This is a genomic window from Nostoc sp. PCC 9305 (assembly GCF_963920915.1).
Classification (GTDB): domain Bacteria; phylum Cyanobacteriota; class Cyanobacteriia; order Cyanobacteriales; family Nostocaceae; genus Nostoc.
Genome location: NZ_CAWUDN010000013.1, coordinates 97,298 through 109,662, shown reverse-complemented (window position 1 = coordinate 109,662; position 12,365 = coordinate 97,298). Strand labels below are relative to the sequence as shown.

Genomic DNA, 12,365 nt, shown 5'->3' with positions numbered 1-12,365 from the left:
ATTCCTTTTGATTTGCGTTCTCTCATATCGCTTTTAGTCTAAACTCCAGTTATTAGGAGATATCCAAGTTAGCTTTTTGACAGGATGCTGACCACATATATAACTAATTAAATAACAACTCTCGTAATTTTTATCAATTTTATTTAGCTTTATCTTTAGCTGTAAAGCTTGTAGAGCGTTTTTCCAGTTAAAAGATAAATCATCATTATAATCTTGCAAAATATCAATAAGTTGTGGAATATCAACTGGATATCCACTTGATTTATTTGCTTTTATATGTGCTTCAGATATCATGTTTGTGTCATGATTGGCTGTGCATTTTGCTTCGCAAATTAAAGAAGCAATAATTACTCCTTCACTATTACGCCGAAAGGCAAGACAATCATCACCTGTACGTCCAGGTTGTGGCTTTGCAGTTTCTCCAGTTTGCTTTAGAAATTCTAAATGCTGAAACGCAACTGGGTGGAATCGAAAGAGAAAAGCGGGAACTTCCCAATTATCTTGCCCAAAAGGAGCAAAATTTTCAGCAATAATTCCTGCAAATATCTCCCCAAAATAACCTTTGAGTGTCTGAATATGAAGACGCTCAGGATAGCCATAGCTTGGATCGCTTTCTGAAAAATCCCCAAATGGAAAAAGAGAATTTCCTGCTAATTTACGAAGGCGATATCGAGCATCTTCATGGGCTTTTTGAACGATTAATATTAATTCATTGAGAATTATATCTCGTTGGCTTTTATCTTCTTTGAGCAGACGATGTATGTACCGCTTATCTTCAGATTCACTAACTGAATTAGATAACCACTTTGATATTCCGTTAAATCTAGTGATTTTTTGTCTTTCTTTCATTTAATATACTCTCTAATATTAATCAGATTTACAATATAAGCCTTGAAGTAAAATAATTTAAAACTCTATGTAAAATTTAATACTAGAATAGTAGTAACATAGCAAAATGATGCCATAAGCATTCAACAAGAGCTATAACGCTTACTCTGTTTTACTTTTGGGCAAGGGTAGGTTCGGAAATTTAGACTAAATGTGCTAAATAAATACAACAATAAGAGAGTATGATTGAATACAGCGTCCTGTTATTAAAAGCTGAGAGAAAAAACATCAACTCTCATCTGCTCTTATCAGACAGATAACAGTGAAACAATTTCTACATGATTGGAAATAGCTTTCTAGTAAGCATGGTAATTGTTAAATGGTTAACATACTAGGTTAACCCAGTGCTACGCTACAGTTAGAAAGCTTGAGAGGCAATTATGACTGCCCTGATTCTGAACCTCAGCCCCACCATTGAATTAACAGATGAGCAGTTCTTCCAACTGTGTCAGAATAATCGAGATTTGCGACTTGAGCGCACGGCAGAGGGAGAATTAATTATTATGCCACCTACTGGATGGGAAAGCGGAAATCGAAATTCAAAACTAACAGCCCGGTTAGAGTTTTGGGCTGACGCTGATGGCACAGGTTTGGCTTTTGATTCTTCAACAGGTTTCAAGCTTCCTAATGGTGCAAATCGTTCTCCAGATGCATCGTGGGTGAGTCGGGAGCGATTAGAAGCCCTGAATCCAGACCCTGCAAGATTCCTACCACTCGCTCCAGATTTTGCGGTAGAATTACGCTCTGCTTCAGACAGCTTAAAGACTGTGCAACAAAAAATGCAGGAGTATATTGACAGCGGTGTACGTTTAGGCTGGCTGATTGATCCGCAGAATCAACAGGTGGAAATTTATCGCCCAGGACAGGAAGTTGAGGTTTTGCGATCGCCTACTAGCTTATCAGGAGAAGATGTATTACCAGGATTTGTGCTGAATTTAGCACAGATTTTGAGTTAGGCGATCGCTCAATTCCCCTCATTTCATAATTTGACGAAATTGCAACTATTTTTTGATAAAAATTTACGGGTAAAAACCAAAAATTAATATTGACTTAGTATTAAAAATACCGACTGCAATAACCCGATAACAAAACCTAAAACACCACCTAAAGTCACAATCGCCTGCAATTCATTTTTGACAATTCCCTCAATTGCAGCTTCTAAATCAGCCGGTGAAGTTGATTTTACACGGTCAACTATCACTTCATCTATCGATAAAATTGGAATTACCTGCGCCACAATTGCTTCTAAATCTTTTTCCAAATACTTCTCTAAAATTAGAGCCAACTCTTGACTCATGACTTCTAAAGAAGTACTGACAACTGGTGAAGTACTAAGACGATTCAGCAGCACGACAGCAATATTTTCCCAATCAACAGAATCAGTTAATCCTTGTAAAAAATCGCTGCCACTATTTTGCAGGTAATGGCGGACACTTTCGCGGGTGGTTTTTCGGAGTTGACGAACCGTACCCATTGGCAAGTTTTGTAATGATAAATTTTGCAGTAATTTCCGAATGCGATCGCGGATCTGCAAATCTTGAGTCAATTCCTGCAAGCGACTATTAGCAGCCTCCTTTTCATCCAAACAAAAAGTTCTTAGGCGTGTCAGAGTATTACGTAAGCCAAACAAATTTGCTACTACCCAATAAGTCCCACTGGTTTTTTCGCGGAAGCCTTCATCGATAATTTGAATGGTGCGATCGGTCAAAAAATCAACTATTGTTTGGCGGAGCAGATCCGGCGGTAAAACTATTTGCAACAACCAATCGGCAAGCCGCGTAGCTTGTTCTTCGCTCAGTTGAAATTCCAGCAATATCTGGTCAAAAATTTGATTGATCTGCGCTTCCAAAAAATCTTCGCGCCGCGCTAAAACCTTGAGCAATCGTGGCAAAGATTCCCCTAATAAATCCCGCAAAATTCCAGCTACAATTTTGGCGCTTTTCTCGTTTTTATCTGTTTTTATTTGTTCAATTGCTAACCGCAACAACCAGAGAATTGCTGATTGCACGCGTTCTGTTTGCAATAAACGCCGTGCCAGATTTTGCAATTCTTGTGGTGTCAACAGTGACCCCATGATTGTATTAGAAATGTTCTTAGCCAGACGTTCTTGATTGCGGGGGATCAATCCAGGGGTGAAGGGTACTCTTCGTCCAGCGATATAAATTGCTCGGTAAGGACGGAACAACATTTTTATGGCTATATCATTTGTGAAATAGCCAATAATTCCACCCAGTACCGGGGGAGACACATAAAGCCAAAGATGAGACCAGTCCAAGGGAAGAATTTAAAAAGTTAGGAGGTTAGAGCTTAGAGTTAGGAGTTAGGAGTTAGAAGTTAGGAGTTAGGAATGATAAATTTTAAATGAGAATTTATCACTACTCATAATTCATAACTTTTAACTAATAACTCCTAACTTACTAAGCACTAACACTCCCATCATACCGTTCGCAATGGGGTAGTGTGTGGCAACTGCAAAACCAACTTGATGAGCTAACTCTATTTGCTCTTTGCCAATGGGAAAGCGATCTAAGCTGGGACTGATGTAAGCATATTCTTCTTTTAAGCCTAAATAATTGGCAACTGGCACTACAAAACTGTCCAGATACAACTGCTGAAAGGCGCGTAGCTGAGGATTGCTCGGTCGATGAAAGTCTAAAATTGCGGCTTTAGCTCCCGGCTTCAAAACCCGGTGTAGCTCTTGGAGACTGCGGGGAATATCTTTAACATTTCTTAAACCATAGCCCATTGTTGCGGCATCAAATTGGTTGTCGTCAAAGGGTAAATTGAGGACATCAGCTTCTACCCAGGTGATAGGAGGTTGGGGGTACTGTCTTTGGGAGCGTTCTTTAGCGTTTTCTAGCAGGTTTTGGGAAAAATCCACTCCATACACCTGTCCTGTTGCTCCGATACGCCGTGCCAAACGTAAAGCTAAATCACCACTACCGCAACATAAATCTAATGCAGTATCTCCCGGTTTAGCTGCACTCCATTTTACTGCCATTTCCTTCCAGATTCGATGCTGTCCCAGACTCAACCAATCGTTTAATTGGTCATAAACTGGAGCAATACGGTTAAAAATGGACTGAATTTCGTTAGTCATTGGTCAATAAGTCATTGGTCATTAGTCATTTGTCATTTGCCAAGAATAAAGGACAAATGACTAATGACAACTACACAATACCTTAATGAGAGTGACTACTAGTCAGAGCGATCGCCACTAGTTGTGCTGATAAATTAATTAGCACCAATTCATCTTCTCGCAAGGTGCAAGGTTGTTTCCACTGGAGCGACAATACACCCAAAAGTTGATTGCGGTAGCTAATTGGGATCACTAAATGTGCTTGCACACCCGTATTTTGGTAGTGAATCGCATCAACTAATTTAGTGTCTTTAAGTACATTTAAGGAAACTTGCATTTGTCCTGTAGCGATCGCTTCCCTAGTTAGTGGATCTTGAGATAGCCAATTTTCTATTGTACCTGTATCGCTGTAAGTTCCTTGAGTTGCAACCAGAGTATTTCCATCTGTAAGTTGTAAAATACAGCCGTCTGCCCCAAAAGTTTCACTCACAGCCCTAGCAATGGGAGCGAGGGTTTCTTCTAAGCTAGAAGCGGCTTGAGTTACCTGTACCAAAACACTCAGCAGCGCCATTTGAGCATGAGCGCGGCGTAATTCTTCTGTACGTTGCTTGAGTAAGTCGTAGGTTTCGGCTGCTCTTTGCACCACTGCCTTCAGTTCCCCTGGATCCCAAGGCTTGGTGATATATTTGTAGACTTGTCCGGCATTAATTGCTTCTACCAAGTCTTCTATATCAGTAAATCCAGTGAGAATTATTCTTACTGTATCGGGAAACTGAGGTACAGTCTTACTGAGAAACTCAGTCCCTTTCATTTCTGGCATCCGTTGATCGGAGATAATCACCGCTACCTCCCCTTCTGTTGCCAAAACTTGTAGAGCGTTCACCCCACTATCAGCTTTCAGAACATTAAAGTCGCGTCGAAATGTGCGATAAAGTAAATCGAGATTATCTGGCTCATCGTCAACTACCAGTATTTTCAGCTTTTTTGGTCGTTCGAGAGTCATAACTTGAGATTGGACTTTATCAATTTCGAGATTGGGTTTATCCATAAGATTTTCCTTTAAATATTTACTCTCTTGTTATATTCCATACCAAGTTTAGTTGAGAATAGCCGAATATCGCCAAGGGTTTATACGGAGTTATTTTGCATATTTGAGAACGCTAATAGTGAGCGCTACACAGGAAATTTGCCTGCCCAAATATCAGAATTAAAAAATGTTGCGCGATAAAAACCAACTAAATTAGCGAAACTATGGCAGTTTTGATCGTGGATGAGGTGTAGGTCTGGGTATAGATTAGAATAATACTTGCTCATGAGGTATTAATTAACCTCTCAAGTTGAAGCTCGCACTCCGATTATGACTGATTTACCACCCAACACTCAGAATCCCGAAGATAATCCTACAAACGATGTAGCACAAGAGTTACTGCGAAGACTGAGGCAAAAACAAGGCAACTGGGTGGAATGGGGAGCCGCGATCGCCTCGTTGCTAAAAACCGGTTTCAACCCCCAAGAAATTTTTGAGGCGACTGGATTTGAGCCGATTCAACAAAACCAGGTGGTTGTTGGTTCTCAAGTTTACAATTCTTTGGAAAAATTTGGAGTATCAGCAGAAACGCGATCGCACTATACTACACGCGGCAGCGATGTTTTATACGAGCTACGTTTACTTACTCAAGAAGAACGCGCCGCTGCTGCCGAACTGATCTTTATCCACAATGTTGATGCTGATGAGGCACGGGATATAGCCAAAGCCCTGAAAGAGTTCTCTTATTACCGCACATTACCAGAAGGATTTTCTGCCCATCCTGGGGATGCTGTTGCTCACCAAGTTTGGAAACTGGCACGCCAAAATGCAGATTTACAACAGCGATCGCGCCTAATCGCCAAAGGTTTGCGTTTTGCTCATACGCCAGGTGCAAGGCAAAAAATCGAACAGTTACTGACTGATTTTACTACCGTTCCTCAGCGTCCAGCGCCAATTTTACCGTTTTACCGCCTGGAATTTGAAGAACAGTTACCCCGAATCTTGCCTGTAGTCGGCGAGTTGCCATTATCACGCCAAGACTTGCAAGCTGTGCCCATACTGACAGAAATTGAACCATTTCGCCTGGTTAAGTTTTCTGGAGAACAAGCTTGGGTACCCTTACCAGGTTGGCAAGTGCTATTGGCAGCAGAAGATCCAGTAGTGATTTTAGCGAATAGCGATCGCTTCCCCATCCAAACCCAAAGCCAAACAGGGCCAGTCGTAGTTGTGATAGATCGTGCCCAACGAGAATGGGATGCCTCCAGCTATTTTGTCGTTGAAAATGGTGGTGAATTAGATTTTCAATGGTTTGAAACTGAGCCAGAAATTCCTCTATTAGGACAAGTTATTATCATTGTGCGTCCTAAGAAAATTCTGGATGAAGAATTAACTAAGGATTCATGGCAGATTGACGAATAAATTCAATTTTAGACGAGCTAACTGCGTAACACTCTCACGCCAGAAGGTGTGGGAGTGTTGAAAATTAAACTAACTGGAGCAAAAACCTCAACAAGGTTGAGTTAATGAAAATCGTAGGTTGGGTTGAAGAACTAAACCAAATATTTTTGGTGATTTGTTGGGTTTGCCTTGATACCATTACTAGATAAGCAAGTTACGCAGTTTCAGGTTTTTGAAGCTAAGACCAACCGTATTGCAACAAATTTATTATGAGAGCAAAATTCTTAAGAAATTAAGTATTTTTCCTATTATTTTAGCTTTTACTGTATTTTCATATTTTAAGTAGGTCGGCAGAATAAACCAAACTATGTTAACAAAAATGAACGAGGCTAAAACCCTCTTTCCTCCTGCCTGATCCCAACGACAAATATTTACGCCCACCTACTTATCACCACAATTCACTATTGAGAAAAAATCTCTATTTTTTTCGATTTAGTTCCATAACGCAACAAAGGCAATAGATTTTCTGTTGACAGCAATGACTTCAACATTGTGTAACGTAACTATCACTCATTTGTAGCGGAACAAGGAATTTTCTAAAAATGTCTTTCACAAAACGTTGCTTGGCAGAATTTATCGGCACATTTTGGCTTGTTTTAGGTGGCTGTGGTAGTGCTGTTTTAGCCGCAGCCTACACAGCAGATGCTGCAAAAATCAGCGAGAATACTTCTTTTCCATTGGGGATTGGATTAGTAGGTGTATCTTTGGCATTCGGACTTACTGTCCTCACAGGGGCTTATGCTCTTGGTCATATTTCTGGTGGTCATTTCAATCCAGCTGTTTCCTTTGGACTGTGGGCAGGTAAGCGCTTTCCGGGATCTGACTTACTACCTTATATCGCCTCTCAATTAATCGGCGCAGTTGTTGGTGCGGGCATTATCTACCTGATTGCTAGCGGCAAAACTGGATTTACCCTAACTGGCTCCAACCCACTGGCTACCAACGGTTACGGGACTCATTCTCCAGGTGGTTACACGCTGTTTGCTTGCTTCATTAGTGAAGTTGTGATGACTTTCATGTTTCTGCTGATTATTCTGGGTGTGACTGACAGCCTTGCTCCTAAAGGATTTGCACCACTGGCAATTGGTTTTGGACTCACTTTAATTCACCTAATTAGCATTCCTGTAACCAATACCTCGGTTAATCCTGCCCGTAGTACTGGAGTTGCTCTATTTGCGGGTGTAGAACTATTTTCACAAGTCTGGCTGTTCTGGATAGCTCCGATATTGGGGGCTATTTTAGCAGGATGGTTGTACGTAGCCGTCTTTAGTGAATCAACTGTAGATGAACGGCAAAATATCAAAGAACTAGTCTAATTTTCTTAACAATCCCCTAACTGAACAAATTAACCAAGTGTTATATGTTTAGTCAGGGGGTTGACATAATATTTAAGTATATACACACGCATTTGATGCAGATAGTTTACTAAAACAGTTAAAACAAGAACGGTGGAGTATTTTGTTAATAATTTGGGATTAAGAATCACCGAAGATTATTCATATCTGCGGTTTGGGAATTAAATTTAATCTCTATTATTTAAAGTATATAATTTGATATGTCCGACTCTAAATTTACGACTCCTGTTATTCAAGAATTACTTGACTCAGAATTGTCTGAGCGATCGCCTATTCCTTCTTTGCAAGAGAAGATTCTCGCAATCCGCAATAGTCTCCGCCCTGGACAGCAGCAAATGGCTGATTGGCAATCTGGCCCTTTGGCGATTTCAGCCGTTCCTGGTGCAGGCAAATCTACTGGAATGGCGGCGGCAGCAGCGATCGCGATCGCCCGTCAATATGAGCGTTCATCTTCTCGCCGTCAGTTGGTAGTCGTTACTTTTACTCGCTCTGCTGCTGCCAATATTAAAGCGAAGATTCGTAAATTTTTAAGAGATGATTTATCTTTACCTCAGACAGGATTTTTTGTCTATACCCTACACGGTCTAGCCTTGAACATTGCCAACCGCCATTCTGATTTGTCGGGTTTGCAGTTAGAAAATGTCATATTAATTACGCCAACTCAAAGTCACCGCTTTATCAGAACTGCTGTAGAACAATGGATTGTAAATAATCCAGATGTATATTTGCGGTTATTAGAAGGTCATCAATTTGATGGAGAAGAGACAGAAAGGTTGCGTCGTCAATCGGTGCTGCGAACAGAAGTATTACCAGAATTGGCTAATACGGTAATTCATGAAGCAAAAAGTTCTGGGATATCACCAGAATTGTTGCGGGAGTGGAGTAAGCAAACCACAGACGAATATGCAATTTTGAGCGTAGCGGCGGGATTGTACGAGCAATATCAAAACTTGATGCGATCGCGTGATTTTATAGATTACGACGATATGATTTTAGCCGCACTACGCGTTTTAGAAAACGACAGTGCCCGTCACGTTGAGCAAAACCAAATATTCGCCGTCTTTGAAGACGAAGCTCAAGATTCTAGCCCTCTTCAGACGCAGCTATTAGAAATTTTGGCGAGTAATCGGGGAGAGGAGGCAGGGGGCAGGGGGCAGGGGGCAGGGGGCAGGGAGAGAATAATAACTCCTCAATCATCAGTCATCAGTCATCAGTCAACACTCAATCTAGTGCGAGTTGGCGACCCGAACCAGGCGATTAACTCTACCTTTACTCCAGCCGATCCGATTTATTTCCGGCAATTTTGCGAAGAGTGCGATCGCATCGAACGATTGGCAACGATGGATCGAGCTGGTCGCAGTACTAGAATTATCATTGAAGCTGCTAACTTTGCTCTCAAATGGATCAATAATCAGTGGTTAGCAACAACCAAAACTAACAACAAACAACAGATTCCTGACAACCGACAAGTACCATTTCGCTTGCAGACAATTCGCCCTGTGGAAGTTGGCGATCCGCAAGCTAACGCCAACCCAGCACCCGTAGGACGAGGATTAGAACTTTATACACCGCGCGATATTCATCACACCGTTGAATTGTTATCTCAAAGAGTAATTGAGTTATTTGGTGAAGATCCAACAAAAAATAGTGCAGCGATTTTAGTCCGAGAAAATCGTCAAGGACGCTGGTTAGCAGAAGCTCTGACACCTCTGTGCAAAGAGCATAAAATTACACTTTACGATGTGGGAGAACGCGATCGCCGTTCCCATGTTCCTCAAGAAATTTTGGCATTATTGCAATTTTGCGATCGCCCCCACTCCCCCGATTACCTCAAAGCTGCCCTAGAAGCATTAGTACAGCGCCAATTAATTCCTACCCAAGACCTCAACGCCCTTGCTAGTCTTCCAGAAGAGTTTTTGTATCCTGGCCCCCTAGCAGTACCCCAGCCAGAAACAGTACAAAAAGCTGCAAAATTGTGTCGCAGCTTGCTCCGCGCTCGTTTGGAATTGCCCTTATACCAGCTAATTTCCTTTCTCGCCTTGACTTTAAATTATGACCAGGCAGAATTGGCAACTGCTGATAAACTTGCAGAACGGGTAAACCAGCAGATAGCTGGCAATAGTTCGATGGGGGGAATGCTGTCAGCTTTAAGTGAAATCGTTAGTTCCGAACGGTTTGAACCAGTGGAAACCGAGGATTCGGAAGAACGTTATACCCGTCGCGGTCAACTGACGATTATCACTATGCACAAAGCTAAAGGGCTAGATTGGGACTATGTGTTTCTTCCTTTTCTCCACGAAAACTTGATTCCTGGCAGATTTTGGGTTCCTCCCCAAAGCCAATTTCTAGGCGACTTCACCTTATCAGAAGTAGCCCGCGCCCAAATTCGCGCGACTCTCCACGAAGAATCTGTCATACCGGATGTTAGTCAAGCATGGGAGGTGGCAAAGAATTTGAAAACATCTGAAGAGTATCGTTTACTCTATGTTGCCATGACACGAGCAAAGCTTTTGCTGTGGATGTCTGCGGCGCAGAAAGCCCCCTTTACTTGGAGTAAACCGGACAATTTACAAGAACAAGCGCCTTGTCCGGTGTTTCCAGCATTAAAACGCCAATTTCCTGAATGTGTGGTGAATTTAACGGCAATGAGCAAACAAGTATAAGGGATGGGGCATGGGGTACAAGAGGCAGAGGTGCGGAGAGGCAGAGGGGCAGAGGGGCAGAGGGGAAAGACTTACTGCAACTTCTCCCCGGTTACTGAGCGTAGTCGTACCCCTCCGGGGAAGCAAGCTACGCGCAGCGTCTCGTAGAGAAGTGCTGCTCCCTTGCCCCCCCACTCTTTAATAAAGAAACTGAATTAAGAGTGCAACGTCAAACAAACTATGATTGCAATTGCGATATTATTCGTTCAATTTTTAACAATCAATATATATTATGAAATCAATCACCCAAGCATCTGCTGTAATTAAAAGTACCTTCCAGTCACCCAGAGGAATTTTCTTGACGCTGGTGTTGACAAGCTTGCTATCTTGTGGATTTGGACTCATTGAAAACAATTCTGCTGGTGCTATTCCTTACCCAGAAGGCACTGAAGTATCCCAATCCCAAGCAAACGAGTTGCCGAAAACGATCGCTAATAAAATTTTACGAGATGCTTCTAGGCATTCCGGCTTGCGCAAACGAGAATTAGAGATTACCCAAGTCACATCGAAAACCTTTAGTAATCCCTGTGTGTTCAGATTTGGAGAAGTTTGTACTAGGGAATACAACCCCATTGAAGGCTGGGAAGTAGTTGTCAAAGTCCGCCAAGATTCGTGGACTTACCATGTAGATAAATCTGGAAAGCAAATAATTTTAGATCCCAAAGTGAGTACCTCACAAACATTGCCGAAGGCGATCGCAGATGCAATTTTGAGCGATGCTTCCAGCCGTTCTGGGGTGGAAATTACTGATTTAAAAATTACTCGAACTACACCAAAAACCTTTGGGAATCTCTGCCAATTCAACTTTGGCGAAGTCTGCACGCAGCAGTACGATCCAGTGGAAGGGTGGGAAGTGATTGTCAAGGTTAAAGAGCAATCTTGGACTTACCATGTGAATAAATCCACTTCGCAAATAATTTTAGATCCCAAAGCCAACGCTACTGAAAAAAGTTATTGAAGAAGAATTCAGGAGTCAGGAGTCAGAATTCAGGAGTCAGAATCAAGACGCTTGCGCTAGCAGTCGGTTATTCAGACTCGCCAAGGATTTGGTGAGATTTTAAACCCGATTATTCAGGCGATCGCGGACTTACTCTAAGCGTTAGCGTTAGCGTCTCCAAAGGATGAAGAGAGGCTTTATGCTACGGTATCCACCATTTGTACAGAATTCTGACTCCTGAATAACGATTCGCCGTTGGCTAAATCCTTTATTTAATTGCAGTTATAGCAATTTTTATAGTATATAATAATGGATCGTGTCGAATCAAAGCTAGACCATGCCTAAACTAAAGACTCGTAAAGCCGCGGCAAAACGATTCCGTGCCACCGGTAGCGGTAAAATCGTCCGTCGCAAAGCGTTCAAAAGCCACCTTTTAGAACACAAATCTTCTAACAAAAAGCGTGGTCTGCGTCAGAGTACGCTTGTACACGAACGCGATGAACTTAACGTTCGCTTGATGCTCCCATATTTGTAAGTATTTTAGGAAATAAGTTATGACTCGGGTAAAACGCGGTAATGTAGCTCGCAAACGCCGCAATAAAATTCTCAAACTAGCTAAAGGTTTTCGCGGTTCCCATTCAACTCTGTTTAGAACTGCTAACCAACAAGTGATGAAGGCGCTACGGAGTGCCTACCGCGATCGCAAAAAGAAAAAGCGCGATTTTCGTCGCCTTTGGATCGCCCGCATCAATGCTGCTTCCAGGCAACACGGCTTGAGTTACAGCCAGTTGATCGGTAACTTGAAAAAAGCTGATATCCAACTAAATCGCAAAATGTTGGCGCAATTAGCAGTCCTCGATCCAGCTAGTTTCGGCAAAGTTGCTGAATTGGCAATTCAAGCTAAAGGATAAAGGTGGTA

At 42.0% G+C, this 12,365-nt stretch carries 11 protein-coding genes; 7 read left to right on the top strand and 4 right to left on the bottom strand.

Features of this window, described 5'->3' with window-relative positions:
- Positions 1-33: 33 nt before the first annotated feature.
- Positions 34-849 (bottom strand): hypothetical protein, encoded by an 816-nt coding sequence (locus tag ACM0OX_RS07570; protein WP_414514335.1) that lies wholly within the window; start codon positions 847-849, stop codon positions 34-36.
- A gap of 419 nt (positions 850-1,268) precedes the next feature.
- Here ACM0OX_RS07570 and ACM0OX_RS07565 point away from each other — a divergent pair, with 419 nt between their 5' ends.
- Positions 1,269-1,844, top strand: coding sequence for a Uma2 family endonuclease (locus ACM0OX_RS07565; RefSeq protein WP_414514334.1), 576 nt, complete (start codon positions 1,269-1,271; stop codon positions 1,842-1,844).
- Between the two features lie 83 nt (positions 1,845-1,927).
- Here ACM0OX_RS07565 and ACM0OX_RS07560 read toward each other — a convergent pair whose 3' ends face one another.
- The 3 genes from ACM0OX_RS07560 to ACM0OX_RS07550 form a co-directional block, all read right to left on the bottom strand.
- Positions 1,928-3,163 carry a DUF445 domain-containing protein gene (locus tag ACM0OX_RS07560; protein WP_414514333.1) on the bottom strand — a complete coding sequence of 412 codons (1,236 nt, stop codon included), beginning with the start codon at positions 3,161-3,163 and terminating at the stop codon, positions 1,928-1,930.
- A 120-nt stretch (positions 3,164-3,283) separates the two neighbouring features.
- Positions 3,284-3,988, bottom strand: coding sequence for a bifunctional demethylmenaquinone methyltransferase/2-methoxy-6-polyprenyl-1,4-benzoquinol methylase UbiE (gene ubiE / locus ACM0OX_RS07555; protein ID WP_414514332.1), 705 nt, complete (start codon positions 3,986-3,988; stop codon positions 3,284-3,286).
- A gap of 82 nt (positions 3,989-4,070) precedes the next feature.
- Entirely contained in the window at positions 4,071-5,015 is a 945-nt protein-coding gene (locus ACM0OX_RS07550) for a response regulator (RefSeq protein WP_289795550.1), read from the bottom strand.
- Between the two features lie 309 nt (positions 5,016-5,324).
- Here ACM0OX_RS07550 and ACM0OX_RS07545 point away from each other — a divergent pair, with 309 nt between their 5' ends.
- The 6 genes from ACM0OX_RS07545 (at position 5,325) to rplT (ending at position 12,357) form a co-directional block, all read left to right on the top strand.
- Complete coding sequence (locus ACM0OX_RS07545) at positions 5,325-6,413, top strand: RuBisCO accumulation factor 1 (protein ID WP_414514331.1); 1,089 nt, start codon at positions 5,325-5,327, stop codon at positions 6,411-6,413.
- 581 nt (positions 6,414-6,994) lie between these two features.
- Positions 6,995-7,768, top strand: a complete 774-nt coding sequence (gene aqpZ / locus ACM0OX_RS07540; protein ID WP_414514330.1) for an aquaporin Z — start codon at positions 6,995-6,997, stop codon at positions 7,766-7,768.
- Positions 7,769-8,007: 239 nt separating this feature from the next.
- Complete coding sequence (locus tag ACM0OX_RS07535; RefSeq protein ID WP_414514329.1) at positions 8,008-10,470, top strand: ATP-dependent helicase; 2,463 nt, start codon at positions 8,008-8,010, stop codon at positions 10,468-10,470.
- A gap of 271 nt (positions 10,471-10,741) precedes the next feature.
- Positions 10,742-11,467, top strand: a complete 726-nt coding sequence (locus ACM0OX_RS07530) for a hypothetical protein (protein WP_414514328.1) — start codon at positions 10,742-10,744, stop codon at positions 11,465-11,467.
- A gap of 316 nt (positions 11,468-11,783) precedes the next feature.
- Complete coding sequence (rpmI, locus tag ACM0OX_RS07525) at positions 11,784-11,981, top strand: 50S ribosomal protein L35 (RefSeq protein ID WP_292819649.1); 198 nt, start codon at positions 11,784-11,786, stop codon at positions 11,979-11,981.
- A gap of 19 nt (positions 11,982-12,000) precedes the next feature.
- Positions 12,001-12,357 carry a 50S ribosomal protein L20 gene (gene rplT / locus ACM0OX_RS07520; RefSeq protein WP_104908268.1) on the top strand — a complete coding sequence of 119 codons (357 nt, stop codon included), beginning with the start codon at positions 12,001-12,003 and terminating at the stop codon, positions 12,355-12,357.
- Positions 12,358-12,365: the final 8 nt, after the last annotated feature.

What these genes read in the sequence shown, in the direction of transcription:
- ACM0OX_RS07530 (WP_414514328.1), top strand. Translation starts at nt 10,742, where the DNA reads ATGAAATCAATCACCCAAGCATCTGCTGTAATTAAAAGTACCTTCCAG.
- ACM0OX_RS07545 (WP_414514331.1), top strand. Translation starts at nt 5,325, where the DNA reads ATGACTGATTTACCACCCAACACTCAGAATCCCGAAGATAATCCTACA.
- ACM0OX_RS07535 (WP_414514329.1), top strand. Translation starts at nt 8,008, where the DNA reads ATGTCCGACTCTAAATTTACGACTCCTGTTATTCAAGAATTACTTGAC.
- ACM0OX_RS07570 (WP_414514335.1), bottom strand. Translation starts at nt 849, where the DNA reads ATGAAAGAAAGACAAAAAATCACTAGATTTAACGGAATATCAAAGTGG.
- ubiE (WP_414514332.1), bottom strand. Translation starts at nt 3,988, where the DNA reads ATGACTAACGAAATTCAGTCCATTTTTAACCGTATTGCTCCAGTTTAT.
- rpmI (WP_292819649.1), top strand. Translation starts at nt 11,784, where the DNA reads ATGCCTAAACTAAAGACTCGTAAAGCCGCGGCAAAACGATTCCGTGCC.
- aqpZ (WP_414514330.1), top strand. Translation starts at nt 6,995, where the DNA reads ATGTCTTTCACAAAACGTTGCTTGGCAGAATTTATCGGCACATTTTGG.
- rplT (WP_104908268.1), top strand. Translation starts at nt 12,001, where the DNA reads ATGACTCGGGTAAAACGCGGTAATGTAGCTCGCAAACGCCGCAATAAA.
- ACM0OX_RS07550 (WP_289795550.1), bottom strand. Translation starts at nt 5,015, where the DNA reads ATGGATAAACCCAATCTCGAAATTGATAAAGTCCAATCTCAAGTTATG.
- ACM0OX_RS07565 (WP_414514334.1), top strand. Translation starts at nt 1,269, where the DNA reads ATGACTGCCCTGATTCTGAACCTCAGCCCCACCATTGAATTAACAGAT.